Annotated in this window: 12 protein-coding genes, 1 tRNA gene and 1 riboswitch; of the genes, 2 read left to right on the forward strand and 11 right to left on the reverse strand. The window is 59.1% G+C overall.

The window, feature by feature from the left end; genetic code table 11:
* Positions 1-22: 22 nt before the first annotated feature.
* The 6 genes from BN3002_RS06895 to BN3002_RS06920 form a co-directional block, all read right to left on the reverse strand.
* The gene (locus BN3002_RS06895) at positions 23-1,363 is read right to left on the reverse strand and encodes an ABC transporter substrate-binding protein (RefSeq protein WP_058237243.1); all 1,341 of its coding nucleotides are present in this window, start codon (positions 1,361-1,363) and stop codon (positions 23-25) included.
* A gap of 122 nt (positions 1,364-1,485) precedes the next feature.
* Positions 1,486-4,470: a family 20 glycosylhydrolase gene (locus BN3002_RS06900; RefSeq protein WP_058237244.1), complete on the reverse strand. Its 2,985-nt coding sequence runs from the start codon at positions 4,468-4,470 to the stop codon at positions 1,486-1,488.
* Positions 4,471-4,589: 119 nt separating this feature from the next.
* Positions 4,590-4,662, reverse strand: a tRNA-Arg gene (locus BN3002_RS06905).
* A 188-nt stretch (positions 4,663-4,850) separates the two neighbouring features.
* Complete coding sequence (locus tag BN3002_RS06910) at positions 4,851-5,780, reverse strand: universal stress protein (protein ID WP_058237245.1); 930 nt, start codon at positions 5,778-5,780, stop codon at positions 4,851-4,853.
* A 188-nt stretch (positions 5,781-5,968) separates the two neighbouring features.
* The gene (locus tag BN3002_RS06915) at positions 5,969-6,691 is read right to left on the reverse strand and encodes a C40 family peptidase (protein WP_257525565.1); all 723 of its coding nucleotides are present in this window, start codon (positions 6,689-6,691) and stop codon (positions 5,969-5,971) included.
* Between the two features lie 56 nt (positions 6,692-6,747).
* Positions 6,748-6,919, reverse strand: a riboswitch (cyclic di-AMP (ydaO/yuaA leader).
* 96 nt (positions 6,920-7,015) lie between these two features.
* Complete coding sequence (locus BN3002_RS06920; protein WP_371935774.1) at positions 7,016-7,717, reverse strand: metal-dependent transcriptional regulator; 702 nt, start codon at positions 7,715-7,717, stop codon at positions 7,016-7,018.
* Between the two features lie 250 nt (positions 7,718-7,967).
* Between BN3002_RS06920 and serC the strand changes: the two genes are divergently transcribed.
* Entirely contained in the window at positions 7,968-9,125 is a 1,158-nt protein-coding gene (gene serC, locus BN3002_RS06925; protein WP_058237246.1) for a phosphoserine transaminase, read from the forward strand.
* Positions 9,126-9,141: 16 nt separating this feature from the next.
* Here serC and BN3002_RS06930 read toward each other — a convergent pair whose 3' ends face one another.
* The 4 genes from BN3002_RS06930 to BN3002_RS06945 form a co-directional block, all read right to left on the reverse strand.
* Complete coding sequence (locus tag BN3002_RS06930; RefSeq protein ID WP_058237247.1) at positions 9,142-10,458, reverse strand: MFS transporter; 1,317 nt, start codon at positions 10,456-10,458, stop codon at positions 9,142-9,144.
* Between the two features lie 30 nt (positions 10,459-10,488).
* Positions 10,489-11,862: an NCS2 family permease gene (locus tag BN3002_RS06935; protein ID WP_058237880.1), complete on the reverse strand. Its 1,374-nt coding sequence runs from the start codon at positions 11,860-11,862 to the stop codon at positions 10,489-10,491.
* 225 nt (positions 11,863-12,087) lie between these two features.
* Positions 12,088-12,900, reverse strand: a complete 813-nt coding sequence (locus BN3002_RS06940) for a DUF3027 domain-containing protein (protein ID WP_058237248.1) — start codon at positions 12,898-12,900, stop codon at positions 12,088-12,090.
* Positions 12,893-13,270, reverse strand: coding sequence for a cold-shock protein (locus BN3002_RS06945; protein WP_058237249.1), 378 nt, complete (start codon positions 13,268-13,270; stop codon positions 12,893-12,895). Before BN3002_RS06945 ends, BN3002_RS06940 begins: the two co-directional genes overlap by 8 nt.
* Before the next feature lie 271 nt (positions 13,271-13,541).
* Between BN3002_RS06945 and BN3002_RS06950 the strand changes: the two genes are divergently transcribed.
* Entirely contained in the window at positions 13,542-15,626 is a 2,085-nt protein-coding gene (locus tag BN3002_RS06950) for a hypothetical protein (protein ID WP_058237250.1), read from the forward strand.
* 151 nt (positions 15,627-15,777) lie between these two features.
* Here the strand turns inward: BN3002_RS06950 and BN3002_RS06955 are convergent, their stop codons facing one another.
* On the reverse strand, positions 15,778-16,833 hold the full coding sequence (locus tag BN3002_RS06955) for an alpha/beta fold hydrolase (RefSeq protein ID WP_058237251.1): 1,056 nt from the start codon (positions 16,831-16,833) through the stop codon (positions 15,778-15,780).
* Positions 16,834-16,903: the final 70 nt, after the last annotated feature.

A 16,903-nucleotide genomic window follows, 5' to 3' on the forward strand; every position in this document is an offset into this window, starting at 1 on the left:
GGCCGACTGATCATCGTGATAGCTATTCGGCAACCGGCAGACCGTTGTCCTTCAATGTCTTAATTGAAGTCTCCTGCGCTGCCTTGTAGACGTCAGCAACTTTTCCTGAGCCGTCTGCAGCGCCTGCCGCAGCTTCCTGCATCTTCGGCACCACAGCCGAGAAATAGGGCATGAAGCTGAAATTAGGCGCCATTGCTTCGTTGGCCTTTGCGAGTTCAGCGAAGACATCCTGACCACCGTAGAAGCTCATCACAGCTTCCGGTGTCTTCATTTCGCCAAGCGCGGCCACGACTAGGCCTTGGGAAACGAGGTCATCGATCTGAGTGTTGAACCAGTCGTTGAATTCCATGGCCTGTTCGGGGTACTCGCATCCCTTCATGACTGCCGTACCGGACCCACCGTCAGGTCCGGTCAGTGCGCCTGCACCATAATCGGGGAGCTGAGCGACAGCCCATTTGCCTTCATTGTCGGTGCCCTTCATGGTGTCCATGAGCAGAGGAGCTTCCCAGCTGGCGCCGACAGTGCCAATGAGCTTTCCTTCGACAAGAGCCTGGGCGAATGCGTCGCCCCAGCGCTCGAGAGGCAGCGTGGTCTTGTCGTCGAGCATCTTCTGCCAGAAGTCGGCAACGACTGCGGACTTGTCTGAGTCTGCGTTGACCTTCCACTGGTCATTTTCTGGTGTATACCACTCACCACCAGCTGCAGCGGCCTGAGCGCTGTACCAGTGTGCTTCGTCAGGCAGGAATGCTGAGATGTACTTGCCGGCTTCAGCAGCCTTCGCAGCTGCAGCCTGAAACTCTTCGAGGTTCGTCGGAACATCGATGCCGAGCTCTTCAAATGCAGCCTTGTTGTAGTAGTAGACCAGCGGGCCGGTATCCTGCGGCAGGCCAACGGTCACGTCGCCGACCTTCATCAGGTTGAAGACGCTGGAGTAGTGATCTTTGTACTGATCCGCCAGCTCGGTCACGTCCTCGACCAAGCCTTTGACATACATTTCGGGGACTTCGGCGTATCCGAGCATCGCCAGGCAGGGGCCCGAGTTAGCCTTGATATCCGTTTCAAGTTTCTTGATCATTTCGTGTGCGGCACCATCGAACTTCGTTGTGGTGACGTGAATATCAGGATGCTCCGCGTTCCAGCGGTCAGCAATTTCCTGTACCTTCACCATGCCGTCGCCGTCAGGCAGACGGTGCATGTAAGCAATCTCCACTTTTCCGCCGTCACCAGCCGGAGCGGCCGTTGACTGATCGCCAGATGCGGAATTCGACTCACCGCCGTCGCCATTGGAGCATGCTGCAAGTCCCATCATGCTGAGGGATGCCACCGCTCCGAGAGCGGTCACCTTCTTCAGTGAATTGGCCATCGTGTTGTCTCTCCTTCGAGCTTGAATGTCTGAGGCTCTTGACGCAAACCTCAAGTTCACATAAATAGTACCCGTGCCACATGGATCTTTGCCAAACCGATCCTCGTGACACGTAACATTCGTTAACGATCTGTGACACATCGCCGCGTCATCAGTACCACTCCTCCGGCGCAGCCGAGAAGAGCCCCAAACAGCGCCAACGCGCCATTTCCACCGGTTCTTGCAATGAATGTGCGGCCTTCGTGTGAATGGCTGGCGTCGCCATCAGGTTCCACTGTGGGACGTTGGCCTGTTCCCGGTTGAGCAGCCTGGTCACCTTGATTACCGCCATTTTCTCCCGGATTCTCGCCATTGTGAGAATTTTCATCACTTTCCGGATTATTTCCGCTTTGGGGCTCTTCGCAGACTTCGTTCAGCGGATAGGCATAAGCTTCGAGCGCTGCCACGGCGACTACCGGCTGAGCCCACACCTGACTCTTGAGGGTCAGGCGGATAAATCGTCCTGTTGTTTCCGGCAATTCAATAAGCTGCCATGAGGTACCTTCGACAAATTCACCTGAGAACAGTGGCTTCGTCCAGTTTTCTCCATCAACGCTGGTCGCGACTTCAAACTGGCGAGCCTGGCCGTTCATGCCGACTTGACGAGGCCAGTAGTTCAGTGCCGTGATGCGCCTGACTTCTCCAAGGTCGATGGTCACCCAGTGCGGGAAAGGGAGGATTTCTGGCTGCCATTGCGAGTGCCACAGTTTTTCGGGGTCAAGATTGAGCACATTCTCCGGCAGTCCGTCCCAGTTCGAATCGGAGGCTGACGCTTTGAGCGGGACGAACGTGTAGCGGAAACTTGCTCCTGCCTGCGTGCTGTGTTCCTCTGCCCCATCGTTCCAACTCACGGTTGCCAGAACTTGTGTCTGACCGAAATCAGCACACCGTGGAGAAAGGACAAGTGGCACCTCGACGCTCTGGCCGTCTTCAATGGTTTCCGGAATGGCGCCTGTCGATTCGACTGTCCACTTTGGTGTTTCCTCGACGGTGAGCTTCACGTTGGTCACTGTTGCTCCGCTGTTATTTGTCAGCACAGCTGTGATGGCTGCTGATTCACCGTAGTGAACACGTGGTTCGTCAAAGTTCAGAGCCAGGCCGAAAGCTCCAACTATCTTCCAGCGGGCCTGCGTCTTGTCATATGGGAGCTGCGCAGCGCGAACATCCTTGTCAGCCATCAGCATCATTGACGCCGCGTTCATCACCACCGCGTTGTTGTGGTCATTGCTGATCTGCCACTTTTGTCGTGACGTATCACTGCACGCGGCCAGAGCCAGTGATCCGCCCTCGTCAGCTGGAACCTGGAGGCGTGTGGGCTCACCTGCCAGGTCAAGGCACTTGCCGGTCACGGAGTCTCTGATCGTAAAGTAGCCGTCATCAGTTTGCTGCACGTTCCACACATACTGGTTCTGAGTCAAATGCGCTGACTTGTCATCAGCGACATTCAGGTATCGCCCATTGTCTACCAGTTCGATCGTGTAATTCCCATCGCGCAGCGTGGGTTCCGTGGGTGGTATCCACTTTGCTGAATGCCCCAGTGTGTCGATCAGCGTCTTGAACTCGTCCCATGTATCCAGTTCGTATGCGTCTGACCACGTAATCTGTGCGACGTAGCGCAGCGGATCATTCTGGAGCCGTTCGACCTGGTTCTGAGTCTCGGCAGCGCTGTTATCCGGCCACAGGCTCATCTTTGCGCCCAGAACGTTGGGATGAGGCGCGCCCAATTCCCCGACCTTTTCGTCCTTGTCGAAGTTCGCTACGCTGAAGCGTTCGCCATAGAGCCTGGGGGTGTCGATTTTCAGCGAGCCGCGCGTCTGATAGAGCGCCACATTCGCATTCATGACCTGATGACCGCTGTCCACTAGGTTCTGTGCTTTTCGATCCTTGGCCAGCCAGTGTTCCACAATGATGTCGGTGTCAAGAGCCTGAGTTCCGGTCTCAAGCGGGTAGCCGTCATTCCAGATTCGCAGCGTCTTTCCGTACGTGTCCTTGACGTAGTCGTTGACACGGTTGACAAAATCCACATATGCATCGCGCGGAATTGCGGACTGGCCCCACTTGTTCTTCGCATACTGCGCCATCTGCGGGAAGTCTTCGTATCGTCCCCAGATGTATTCATCTGCTCCCATGTGCCAGTACTGTGAGGTGAACAGCTTCATGTACTCGTCGATCAGGCTGGTGTAGAAGTCGAATGCTTCAGGCGTGGTGATATCCAAGTCGCCCTCGTATTTCTTGCCGTGCCTGTCGGATAGCTGCAGGTCCGGATAGTTTCTGATCCACGGTTCCATGTGTCCGGGCGAGTTGATCTCGGGAATCACGTCGATTCCTCGTTCGGCCGCATAATCCAGAATGTGGTGAACCTGGTCGGGCGTGTAGTACCCCCATTCGCTTGATTTCGGGTAGTTTTCGTTGGGGATCTTCACTTCCAGCAGCACCTGGTTCAGCTTGAAGTAGGCCATGTCGTCGAGGAGACGCTCGATGTAGTCCATCGACAGGTAGAGCCAGTTCGCTGAGAGGGTCACGCCGCGCTCAGCGTAAGCGGGCTGGTCGTCGACTTGCCCACGCGGGACGGTGAGCTGCTGGGAGAAGATCTGCGCGACGGTTTGGCTGCCGTACAGTGCTCCAATTGACGAGGGCGACGCGATGCGCACCGAATCATCAATCGTCAATCGGTAACCTTGCGCTCCCAAGTTGTTCAGGCTGACGTCCTGCATGATCGCAATGTCGCCGGATTCGGCCTGTTCGATCGGAACGATTTCATGAGAGCTTCCTGTGGCGCGGTCAAGTTCGCTTTTCAACGCGCTGGCAGCCAGTTTGGAGTTATCATCAGCCGCAATCTTCGCGGTGGCGCCAAGCGTAAACGTCGTGTCCTGGAGCGTCCATTGTCCGGTCAGCGAAGGAATGACATGTGGCATAGCGACTGCTTCGGCGACTGCCTCGGAAGCTGTTGCGGCACTGTCAGCCGAGTCTGCTGCATACGCAGCGTCTCCACCTCCCACGCCGAGGGCAAAGCACACGACTGCTGCAATGCCGAGAACGCATTTATACCTAAAGCGATTATTCGTCATATTCTTCTCCAATGCATTCATCGTTGAATGGCATCGAGACTAACATCATGCTGTCGCTTTGTCTGCCGGTCAGGGCAGTAGTTTGATACGTCTTGCAATATGACGATTCAGGTTCTGCGTGCCCCCGAGACGATTCGAACGTCCGACACCCGCTTTAGGAGAGCGGTGCTCTATCCCCTGAGCTACGAGGGCAGTGCGCCAAGGCGCAAGGAATAGAGTATCACCCTCGTTTTGGTTCACCACATCGCGGCCGCATGCGACTTAGGGCGTCTCAGCTATCTTGCCGCGCTCAGCACTGGCTAGCACACTACCGCCATCTGTATTGAGACGCTCGGAACTGACCAGCGGCACGCTAGGTACCGTGCGCCGCTCCGAACTGACTAGCGGCGCTCCCAAGTGCCTTGCGGCGCGGGTGAGTCATCTGTGCGTTCAGAGGGGACGATCATGACCGGGCAGGTTGAATGGCCCAGAACCGTCTGAGAAGTCGATCCCAGCAAGACCCCTGCAAACCCACCGCGCCCACGTGTTCCCACAACCACTAAGTCAACGGCTGTTGAGAACTCGATGAGAAGCGACGCGGGCGATCCGTCCAACGCGTGACGCGCCACATGGATGTCACGGCCAGCCAGCGCAGAATCAATCGCCATGTTCAGTCCCTGACGCACGTCGGCCAGCAGCGCTTCGCGGTCAATTGACGTCGGCATCCACGCCATCATCGAGTTGCCCTGCGCGATCGGTACCGCCGAAATTGCCGTCAGTTCAGCATCCCACACTTCAGCTTCATCAATGGAGCGCTTCAAGGCGGCAGAGGCAACCTCGGAGCCATCACTGCCGACCACGATTCGCTCCACAGGGGTGAACGACTTGCCGCTGGTATGGCGCGGCACGACAACCACAGGGCACTTCGCGTGAGCCGGCAAGGCGCTGGAAACTGTTCCCAGCAGCCGATCGGCAAACCCGCCACCGCCGCGCGACCCGACAACGATCATGTCCACTTCTTTGGACATGTCAACCAGGACGCCTGCAGGATCCCCCGGCTCAATCGAACTGGAAACGTGGATGTCTCCCTGCTTCTTCGCATGTTCGACAGCTTCATCGACGACAGTTTGCGCCCCACGCTTGAGAGCTTCGTCGTCCAGCATGGCGTACCCGCCGTCGAGGGCGGCCGCAGAATACGAGGCAAGCGCATAGGTACAGATCACATGGACTCGCGCACCCGTTCGAACCGCGCGGTCACTCGCCCACTTCACAGCAGCCAGAGACTCAGTGGAACCATCCGTTCCGACGAGGATAACTTCCTTGGACCCCATATTGTCCTCCTTCATGAAGTGTTACCACCATTGTGCCTTGAAGTTGGCCTTTGTGGGGCGAATAGAGATCGAAACGGCGTAAAACGATTCCTGCTCGCATGAAAACGTGGGCCTCACCTTACGGTGAGACCCACGCGTGACAATCAGGTCAGAGCCCGCATCCAAGGAGCCCTGCCGCCTTGCTGAGGTCAGTGAGCGACGCGGATGAACTCGTAGCTTCCCCACAGACCCTGGACCTTGGTCACGGATCCAGGTGTGGTGGCTTCGATAACCATTCCGTTTCCGGCGTAGATGCCGACGTGGCCGTATGCGTGCCACACGAGGTCACCAGGCTGAGCTTCCGATGCAGGAACCGACACGCCGGCCGCTCCCTGCGCTCCGGAGGTGCGGGGAATGGAAATGCCCGCCAGGCCGTAGACGTACTGTGTGAAGCCCGAGCAGTCGAATCCAGCCGGTGAGGAACCACCGTAGACGTAGGGCACACCCAGCAGAGACATGGCGATCGAAACGATATCGCCAGAAGCAGCGTTCACTGCGATCGGAGCCTGCTCACCGTCGGTAAGTTCCGCGCGCGCCTCATCGCGGTTGGCGGCCTCCATCCCGTCAGCTTCTTCAGTAGCTGGCGCTGCCTCTTCAGGGGCTGCTGCCGTGACTGCAGCTTCGTCACCGATCAGGTCAGATGCTTTCCAAGCGATGTTCGGAACGCTCAGGGTCGGTGCTGCTTTTTCAGTGCCAGCAGTAATGCCTTTGACGTGAGTGGAAGGCGCGTCAGAACCTTCCGGGGTTGCCTGAGCGGTGCCGACAACAGCAGCGGTCAAAGCAAGACCCGTCACGGAAACAAAAGCTGTCCCACGCACGGGCTGAAGGGTAACCGACGATACGGCATCAGTAATCGGTGTCAAGGGTGTCAAAGGGCGGCAAGCCTTGCGATGCCGCAGAACGGTTTTCGTTCGTTTCACTTCTTTTAAAATCTCCACTTATTCGCTTACGAGGTCAGCTGTCGGGTTCGGACTGGAGTGTCCGGTCCACTTTGGGACTTCACCCCAAGATCGCCAGGCGATCACGTCAGGTTTTGGGTCCCCCGCGCCAAACAGGTGCTTCCCACGCTCACCATTGTTTGGCTTAAGCGGATGGTGTGTGGGTGGATGCGTCGCAACCAAGAGATACATTAGCGCGTCTACCCCTCAAATGTCACGCAATGGTAACGGTGATGTACGCAATCTTTTGGAGCACCCCTACTTGCGTTCCATCGCAAAGAACAGATGCGGGACGAAAGCCACATTCAGCCGAAGGAAATGAGCGTCCTCGCCCTCGTCGCTGAGCGCCCGAATCAGGACATCTCCCGTCTTCTCATCAGCCACGGCAACCGCCATGACCGTGGGAAACAGGCCGAGTTCTTCGAAGCGTGCCAGCACATCAACCTCTGCCTGGATGGGTTCACCAATGCGTGCAATGGGAGCTACAACACGTTCCGATTCTCTGAGCGCAACCTCCACGGACACTTCCGGACGGTCGATCTCAATACCCGGAAGAGGGTTGCCATACGGATCCGTCTGGGGGACACCTAACAGTTTGACCAGGCGCGCTTCGACCTGTTCGGACATCACGTGTTCCCATCGGCATGCTTCCTCGTGGACGTCCGCCCATCCCAGACCGATGATGTCGAGGAGGAGGCGCTCAGCGAGACGGTGCTTGCGCATCACTTCCCGCGCCCGGTACCATCCGTCTCGCGTCAGTTCAAGGCGTCGATCCCCCAACACGTGCAGCAAACCATCGCGCTCCATGCGCGACACCGTCTGTGAAACAGTAGGGCCGGAGTGACCGAGCCGGTCGACGATCCGGGCACGCAGAGGTGTGACCCCATCTTCTTCCAATTCAAAGATGGCCTTGAGGTACATCTCCGTCGTGTCGATGAGCTCTCCCACTGTGTCCTCCATCCCCATTTCGTGACGTGGTATTAGCCACAACGTTAATGACTTTAGTGTCGAACAGTGAAAAACGCCGCAGATAGCTGCAGAACGCCGAAAAGTCAAGGTGCCTGCCGGCCGCTGTAAACGCTCGTATTCGGAAGGCGGGCGTTGCCTTATTCGCGGCGGTGCGCATGCAGCGCAGATGCTTCGACGGCACGAGTGTCCACCCCGCCAAGGCTGGCACTCTCGAGCCTGAAAAGGGACTACCTTGGGGGCTATGACAGATCAGTTGGACGCTCAGTGCCCTCGCATTCCTGACACGCTCTTGCCTCACGATGGCCGGTTCGGCTGCGGCCCGTCGAAGATTCGCACCCAGCAGCTCGACGCGTTGATGCGTCCACTCGTCATGGGAACGTCTCACCGTCAGCAGCCTGTCCGCTCCATTGTGGCATCGATCCGCAGTGGGCTACGCGATCTGTTCTCCCTGCCCGAAGGGTGGGAGGTCGCCCTCGGCAATGGTGGATCCACAACATTTTGGGCCGTCGCTACGACCTCACTGATTCGCAGGCGCAGCGCCCACGCCGTTTTCGGCGAGTTCGGCTCGAAGTTCGCTGACGAGGCCGCCCGCGCGCCCCACCTTGCCGCACCCCTGATTGTGAAAAGTGAGCCTGGCACGGTGGCCACACTCATTGACGAGGGTGCCGTCGGCCATGATTCAGGGGAACCGATCGACGTTGCGGCATACCCGCATCACGAGACTTCCACTGGTGCTCTCAGCCCGCTGTATCGGGTCAACGTTGATGACTGTCTGACCGTTGTGGACGCCACGTCGATCGCCGGTGGTGTACGCGTCGATCTGAACAATGTGGACGTCTACTATTTCAGCCCTCAGAAGTGTTTTGGCTCCGACGGAGGCCTGTGGGTCGCGCTGCTCTCCCCTGCGGCTCAGGAGCGCGCCGAAAGGTTGCACGGCGATGATGCACGCTGGATGCCGCAGATCCTGGATCTGTCAATCGCATGCAGGAATTCGAGCAAGGATCAGACGCTGAATACTCCTGCCATCGCCACGCTCATCATGCTGGATCAGCAGATTCAGTGGATGCTGGCCGGTGGTGGCCTGCAGGTGATGGAAGCTCGCTGCCTCGAATCTTCGGACGTGCTGTACCAGTGGGCGGATGCGCACTCGCACCTGACGCCGTTCGTCTCCAATGCTCAGTGGCGCTCCCCCGTTGTTGTCACGGTCGATTGTGACGACACCGTCGATGCGGCGCGCGTATGCCGGATTCTGCGTGCCAACGGGGTTGTCGATGTCGAACCGTACCGTAAGCTCGGGCGCAATCAGCTGCGCATCGGTACATTCCCCTCGGTGGAAAGCCGGGACGTTCGCGCACTCACACAGTGCGTGGACTGGGTGATCGACAACAACCTCGCCTAGCGCCTGAACCAGGTCGCTATCCACCTTCGGATGCGCGTCGGGTGGCCTCGGCCGCATCCTGAGCGGCCCTGGCGCGTTCAACAGGGCCGACCGCTTCGAGCGGGTGGAATGACCAGTGCAGTCGGACGCGGATTTCCCAGTGGATAATCGCCCACACGCCGGCTGCAATAGCGATCAGGAGGGAGAAGATTCCTCCGATCAGGATTGACCAGCGGGCACCGAACTGCTGCCCTATCCAGCCGATCAGCGGGGCTCCCAGCGGAGTGGATCCCATGAAGATCATCGAGTACAGTGCCATGACCCGTCCGCGCATCTCCTCAGCAGTGGAGATCTGGATGGCGGCATTGGCCGCGGTAATCATGGTGAGCATCGCCAGGCCAGTCGGAATCGAAATGAGAGCGAACGACCAGTAGTTGGGTGCAAGTCCCAGAATGATTTCAACCAGTCCGAATGCTGCTGCAGCCAGAACAATCAGGCGAAGGCGCGGTACGCGTCGACGTGCTGCGATAAGGGCGCCGGTCAGCGCTCCGATCGCCATGAAGGAACCAAGAATTCCGTAGTCGCCGGCCTGACGGTGGTAGACCTCTGTGGCCATCATGGCGGAAGTCATCTGGAAGTTCATGCCAAGGGCTGACACCACGGACACGACGATGAGGATCAGGATGATGTCTGGGCGCGAGCGCACGTAGGCGAGACCTTCGCGGATCTGACCCTTCTCGCGCTTGACGTGACGCTGAGCGTTCAACTCATCTGTGCGCATCAGTGCCAGCGCAATCACAGGCGCCGCAAACAACGCACCGTTGATGATGAAGACCCAGCCCGGACCCACCCAATCAATGACCAGGCCAGATAGTGCCGGTCCAATGAGGCGGGCCGAGTTGAAAGCAGTTGAATTCAGTCCCACTGCGTTCGGCAGTGATTCAGCGGGAACAAGTTCGGACACGAATGCCTGGCGGGCAGGTGAATCGAGGGTCGATCCGATTCCACCGATCAGGGCCAGCACGTAGACGTGCCACAGTTGGGCGGTGCCCGTCAGCACGAGGGCACCCAGGATCAGCCCGAGAGCCGCAGTCAAGACCTGCATGGCCTGAATGAGGTGTCTGCGGTTGAGGCGGTCTGCCAGGACACCGGCCCATGGTGACAGCACCAGCAGTGGTATGAACTGCAGTGCTGTCACCACGCCGACCTGGAACCCTTCGTTATCCGTCAGGACGGTGAGAACCAGCCAGTCCTGAGCCACACGCTGCATCCACGTACCGGTCGAGGCAATGATATTGCCGATGAACCAGTAGCGGAAGTTGGTATAGCGCAGCGAGTGGAAGGTCCGGGACACCTGACGAACTACTCCTTAAAGGTTGAGCGTTCAGCCAAGCAGTGCGCGCTGAATCGGGCCCAACGCGAAGTAGGCCACGAACAGAATCGACACGACCCACATGAGCGGGTGAATCCTGCGTGCTTTGCCGATCGCTATTTGAATGGCTGTGTAAGCGATGAATCCAACGCCGATACCTACCGAAATCGAGTAGGCGAACGGCATGAAGGCAATCGTCAAGAATGCCGGAATCGCTATTTCGGGCTTGTGCCACTCCATGTCGGTGACCTGCACCATCATGAGGAACCCGACGAAGACCAGAGCCGTTGAGGCAGCCTCGGTCGGCACCAGGTTGACGATCGGTGCAAGGAAGGTCGAGACAAGGAACAGACATCCCGTCACTACCGATGCTAGACCAGTTCGTGCGCCTTCGCCCACGCCGGCCGCTGATTCGATGAAGGACGTGTTCGAGGAGACGCCACCCATACCGCCAGCCATTGCTGAAACGGAGTCGATGAGCAGAATCTGCTTGGATCGCGGCGGGTTGCCCTTTTCGTCCAGCAGGTCACCCTCGGCGCCCACGGCCACCATTGTTCCCATCGTGTCGAAGAAGTCAGCCAGCATCAGCGAGAAGACCAGCAGAATCACTGCGAGGGGTCCCAGCTTGCCGAATGCGCCGAACATGTCGACCTGGAAGAGGGAGGAGAACTGAGGAAAAGCCACCGGTGCGCCATCGATTTGAGGAACTGACTGTCCCCAGCCGGTCGGGTTTTCGTCGGACTTCTGCCCGATCTTCACGAACGCCTGGATGATGATGGCCAGAACGGTCGATGAGAGGATGCCGATCAGGATGGCGCCACGCACCTTGCGCACGTACAGGATGATCGTCAGGAACAGGCCAAAGACGAAGATCACTGCGGGCCACCCGTCGAGGGAGCCGTCAACACCGAGCTGGACGGGTGTTCCGCCCGGACGGATGATGCCGGCGTTCAGCAGACCGACAAAAGCGATGAACAGACCGATGCCCACAGAAATAGCGGTCTTCAACTGGCGCGGAACCGCCTTGAAGACCGCTTCCCTGAAGCCTGTCAGCACCAGGATCGTGATGAGGATACCTTCCCACACGATCAGGCCCATTGCTTCCTGGAAGGTCAAACCTGATGCGCCGACCAGGGTGAATGCCACCATAGCGTTCAAGCCCATGCCTGCTGCCAGACCCAACGGGTAGTTGGCGACGACACCCATCAGGACGGTCATGATGCCTGCAACAAGCGCGGTGCCGGCGGCGACTGCCTGGGTCGAGATGTTCTCAGGAAGAGCTGACGACAAGATGATCGGGTTAATCACCAGGATGTAGGCCATCGAGAAGAAGGTGACGAAGCCGCCGCGGATTTCCCGGCCCACCGTGGAACCACGTTCGGTGATGTGGAAGAAACGATCGAGACCGTTTTGTGCAACACCGCTGCTTGCAGAACGCTGTGACTGAGCTGCGGCGTTTTTCTGATTCTTTACACTGTGATTGCGCGCATTGTTGCGCTGCTTGGAATTTTTGGAGCTCACCTGAAAATGGTGCCCCGCTCGACATGACTTTTTCAAGCTGGGTAGTGCTGAAAGAGACCGATATAACGCCGCGCCACCTCGTCAGGCACCTTAAGGCCTCGTCACGGGCACAAATTGACGAGGGAGACCTGCCTGGTTCGCCTGCCCCAGCTCGACCGTTTCCACTCCAAAATCGTTGACGTGAGATGGGCGCACAGGCCACTGAGTTTTCCGATTCGGTGTATCGGTTTCCGAGTGTGCACCACACGCATGGTCGAGGCTGACAACCTTTCCATCGTCCTGAGCCCACTCATTGGCACACACACCAAATACGGTGCGGAACTCCCCTGGCAGCTTCACCAGGAATCCACAGGTCGAACACGGATTTTTCGCCAGGCGGCCTCGTGCCGGACCCTGCTGAGAGTGGTACCAGCGTTCGCTGGCACTGCGACGGCCCTCGGTTGAAAGGATACGCGCACGGCCCAGGCCAAGCTCACGCGTCGTCGGCAGGTCTGGATTCTCCCCGGCGTCCTCGTAGGACTGATCGAGGCGCTCATCATCTGCGCGATACGGCAGGACATCTGAGCGTGAAAGGTCGTCGGGAGTCAGACGCTCAGCCCATGGCACCCACGGCGGTGCAAGCAGCGAGTCGTCACCGGGGATAAGGGCGACTTCGCAGATCGTTGCTTTGCGTCCACGCGGAACGCGGGCAACTGTCACTGCCCATGTCCACCCGCGGTAACCGGGATCGAGGTTGTCGAACAGATGGGTGAGCAAGCGGTCACCGTCGACGCGGATGCCGACGTGTTCACCAACTGTGCCGGGGCGTGCGACGTCTTCAGCGGCTTGGCGCGCAATCTCAACCGCGCCTTCCAGCACGACGTCTTTCTTGCGACTCCTGGGTCGCGTTGTCTTTTCAGGCATCGAAATCCTCTGCGACAGCTTGCAGCATTTTGGCTACCTGTCGCGCATTTTCTGGGTAGTGGCCACGTCGAAGTGAGTTCGACGCGTCATCGAGCAGTTTGATGAGGTCCTCAACAACGGGAACCATGGCTTGGGGACGGCGACGGTGCGCTTTTGCGATGGAGTGAGCTTCCTTAATGACGCGCACGGAAAGAGCCTGGGGCCCTTTACGTCCGTCAGCAACCGAGTACTCAACGCGGGTTCCTGATTTGAGCGTAGGTGTCTCGGGTGGCAGCGCAGAGGCATGGAGGAAAACCTCAACTCCATCGTCTCCACCAATGAAGCCGAAGCCACGGTCAGCATCGAAGAACTTCACTTTGCCGGTCGGCACGATCGCGCTCCTTTTAAAGTAGAGTCCCTCAGGGCAGCTGTGCCGCCCTTCGGGGTCGGTGTGCGCGCCGCGGTGGCGCGCATGTGTCCTGTCTATGATAAGCCGGGAAGCTGTCCCGGGCGATTCTCCAGGCTGTTTTTCGCCAGCCGCGCAGCGAGGCGACCGACGGACACCCTCATAAATCTATCGAAGAAACGTCGAAAACAGTAGGCTATCAAGAGAAAGAATTATGCCGACATTCTGATGAAGCGGCAACCCGTGAGGAGCAGCGATGAAGACGTTGAAACGAGCATGGATGCTGGCGATCGGGTTGATTGCCGCTTGCGTGATTGCCTCACCTTCGTGGGCAGTATCTCCCGATGAGCTGGATTTTGAGTCAGGATCGTGGGTGGTGGATCCGTCTTCGATGCTCTCGCCAGATCAGCACTCCACCCTGCAAGAACGTGCATCTGCGGCGCAGAGCGACGGCCACCCGGTACTTTTTGCCGCTATCTCCTCATTTGATTCGCTTTCTCCTGAAGACTGGTGTGAGGACGCCCTCGACAATTTCATCGACGCGACCGGGCAGGACAAAGCGAGCCTGTACGTGCTGGCCTTGGATGACCAGCTTCAGGGCATGTGCGGGCATTCCGAAGCCAACTCAAACCTGTCTGCAGCATTCGACGCGGCAACTGACGTCATCAATCAGGGCAGTGGGGCCATTACGAGCGATGAGTTCGTCGCCGCAAGTACCGCGGTTGCTGATGCCTTGACCAGGTCGGGTGCACCGTCACCGTCAGGTTCCTCGTCAGGCTCGCCGTCGCAGTCCGGGTCGGGCACCTCGTTCTGGGCGATCGCGGTGGTGATCGCGGGCTTTCCCGTGCTGTTCATTGCCCTGTATTGGCTCAGGCGCCGCAACAGGCCGCAGCAGAGGCAGCAGGGGCAGCAGGGGCAGCAGGGTGCGCGTGGTCAGTATGCGGATATGAGCACCGAGGAGCTGGTATCGCTGGCGGGTCAACGCCTGCTCGCCGCTGACGAAACTGTTCGCAGTGCCACCGATGAGCTGTCGTATTCTCGCGCCCAGTTTGGTCGCAACCGCACTCAGGACTACGACGAGGCGATCCGCCGCGCGCGCAAAACTGTAGACGCTCAATTCGCGAATCAGCAGAAACTGCTCGAATCAGATGACGAGGGCACGAAGCGACAAGCCGCATTGACTATCCTCCAGGCGCTCGAAGAAGCGATGGGGCCACTCGCTCAACAGCACGACGAGTTCGCTGTGATGCGTGAGAAAGAGGCCAGCGCTGATGAGCGTGAACGCGCTGTTCGCGAACGCATCAACCAGATCGAAGGCAATATTCGCGTTGCCGAGGGCGAATTGCGCACCCTGACGGCTGCATATTCGCACACGATGATCGCCTCGCTGCTCGACAACCCTGAGCAGGCGCGCACCTTGATCGAATCGGCTCGCACTTCTGCCGATGAGGCTCACGGACTGTTGAATACGGACCGCGGGCGCGCCAACCAGCTTCTCGATATTGCCGAGCGCGCGCTGGGTCTTGCGCAGGTACAGGTCGACGCGATTTTGAAGGCGCAGGAAAATGTGGCGCATGCTGCGGACAATCTGTCGCGCGCGATTGCCTCGATCAGCTCGGATCTTGCGGACGTGACGAAGTTGGGTGCCGACCAGGAGGCCTTTGCGCCGATGCTTGCCGATGCGCATGAGGCGGTGGATAAGGGCAGGCTGGCGCTGAAGAAGCAGGCGGATCCGCTGGAAGCCCTGGAGTCGCTGCATCTGGCAGAAAGTGCACTCGACGCCGCGTTGGATCCATTGCGCTCCCAGGCTGAGCAGAGCGAGCGCGCAATTGAGCGTGCCCACAAGCAGCTGTCCAGTGCACGACTTTGGGTTGAGCGTGCGCGTCAATTTGTGCGCTCCTCGGGCGCTTATTCGCCTGAGGATGCTCGCTCAGCTCTCGCCCGTGCCGAAGAAGCCTTGCGGCGCGCTGAAGAGCTGGTTGACTCCGACCCCGCTCAATCCGAGGAAGCGTCCAAGACTGCCTATCAGGCGGCGCATCAGGCCATCGAGGCGAGTAAGCGTGGCAATCAGGATAATCTCTTCGATTCCGATTCGTTGCTGAGCAATCCCTTCTTGTGGACCCTGTTCGGCTCCACCCTGGGTTCTAACCGCGGCGGAGGCTACTGGGGCGGTTCCGGTTCACGCTACGGTGGCGGAAAGTTCACGCGTCGCGGCGGTGTGGGTGGCTCTGTCGGTGGCAGTTTCACGCGTCGTGGCTCTAGCGGCCTCGGCGGAGGATTCGGCGGCGGCTTCAGCCGCGGCGGTTTTGGCGGGAGCTTCGGCGGCGGCTTTAGCCGCTGACGTCTTGGCAGCGCCTTTGGCGGCGATTTCAGCCGCTGGCCCCTCCGGTTCACTGACGACACCGGCTCGCTGGCAGGGAGCCTTCTTGGCGCGCGATTCACTTACTCGCTCGAGCCAGCCGGGCCTTCAGCCACGTCACCGTCCACTCGCGTCAACCAGTGATTTCCTCCCCCCTACCACTGGCCTCTATGCGCGCGATAAACGGGAGGACCGCATCAAAGTAACCCTGCGGCCGCGAGCGCCGCACATTGTGCACTCCGCCGTGCACGATCACGCATTCCACACACCGGTTGCCGATTTGGCGCAGGATCTCCATCCCCTCGAGCCCGACCCGCGATTCACCCACAACATCGCCAGTGACAACCAGGGTCGGCACCTTCAGTCCTGCCATGACTTCTTCCCATCTTATTTCGGGCGCGACGACTCCCGTCTGAAGAAGCCGCGGGTCACACTGCTGGCTCGCCCACAGACCCGGTAAAATCTCACTGCTCGGCGCGGCCCCTGCCGCCAGCTCACGCGTCAGTGCACCGACCAGGTCATTCGCAGTTTCTTGAATCTTAGCTGCGCGCAGTTTCCCTCGTTCATGAAGTTCTTCCAGCGAGCGCGACCCAAAACGTGCGGGGTCTTCAGCCACGACTGCGTCCACGAGGTCCGGCCTGCGCAGCGCGACTGCCGCCGCCGTCGCTGCTCCCATCGAATGCCCGATCAGGATTGTTCGCGGCCCACGATTTGTGCCCGAGGGGGACGCTGCTTGGTGAAAGATCTGGTGCGAGGGAGATCGTCTGCACGCCCGGTCCCGTTCGATCGCGTTCACAACATCGTCGATCAGCTGGTCGCCTGCTCGCGCAAGTTGATCGTCACTCCAGCGAGGCGATAAACCGTGTCCCCTGGCATCCAAGGCGATAATGCGACGCGAAGGATGCGCCAAGCGAAGCTGAAGGTCGGCCATCGCACCGGCGCAGCTCGTGATGCCGTGGAGCAGGTAGATCGTGGTGGGGGCCGAGGGATTGCCGGTTTCAATGCGCGCGAGCGGCTGGCTGTCTTCATCTGAGTGCTCAGGTGCACCAACCGTGGGTGAGGGTGCGCCCCAGCTGGGAGCGCCGTTCGCAGGTGCGGGCGCACCCTGGTCAGGTGCACCCCGGTCGAGAGCATCGTTCTTCGGTGTGGGTGAGCCCTGGTCAGAGTCACGTGTGTGCCTGTTCAGCATTTCTTGCCCCTTCCATGGCATCGCTGAGAGCCGAAAAGTAGCTGAGTTGTCGTCGTCACCAGGCAGCGGA

Source organism: Actinomyces ihuae (assembly GCF_001457875.1).
GTDB classification, from domain to species: domain Bacteria; phylum Actinomycetota; class Actinomycetes; order Actinomycetales; family Actinomycetaceae; genus Pauljensenia; species Pauljensenia radingae_A.

Excerpts from the sequence above, each read along its gene's own strand:
- BN3002_RS06950 (WP_058237250.1), top strand. The coding sequence starts at position 13,542 with ATGAAGACGTTGAAACGAGCATGGATGCTGGCGATCGGGTTGATTGCC.
- BN3002_RS06895 (WP_058237243.1), bottom strand. The coding sequence starts at position 1,363 with ATGGCCAATTCACTGAAGAAGGTGACCGCTCTCGGAGCGGTGGCATCC.
- BN3002_RS06910 (WP_058237245.1), bottom strand. The coding sequence starts at position 5,780 with ATGGGGTCCAAGGAAGTTATCCTCGTCGGAACGGATGGTTCCACTGAG.
- BN3002_RS06955 (WP_058237251.1), bottom strand. The coding sequence starts at position 16,833 with ATGCTGAACAGGCACACACGTGACTCTGACCAGGGCTCACCCACACCG.
- BN3002_RS06940 (WP_058237248.1), bottom strand. The coding sequence starts at position 12,900 with ATGCCTGAAAAGACAACGCGACCCAGGAGTCGCAAGAAAGACGTCGTG.
- serC (WP_058237246.1), top strand. The coding sequence starts at position 7,968 with ATGACAGATCAGTTGGACGCTCAGTGCCCTCGCATTCCTGACACGCTC.
- BN3002_RS06900 (WP_058237244.1), bottom strand. The coding sequence starts at position 4,470 with ATGACGAATAATCGCTTTAGGTATAAATGCGTTCTCGGCATTGCAGCA.
- BN3002_RS06920 (WP_371935774.1), bottom strand. The coding sequence starts at position 7,717 with ATGGAGGACACAGTGGGAGAGCTCATCGACACGACGGAGATGTACCTC.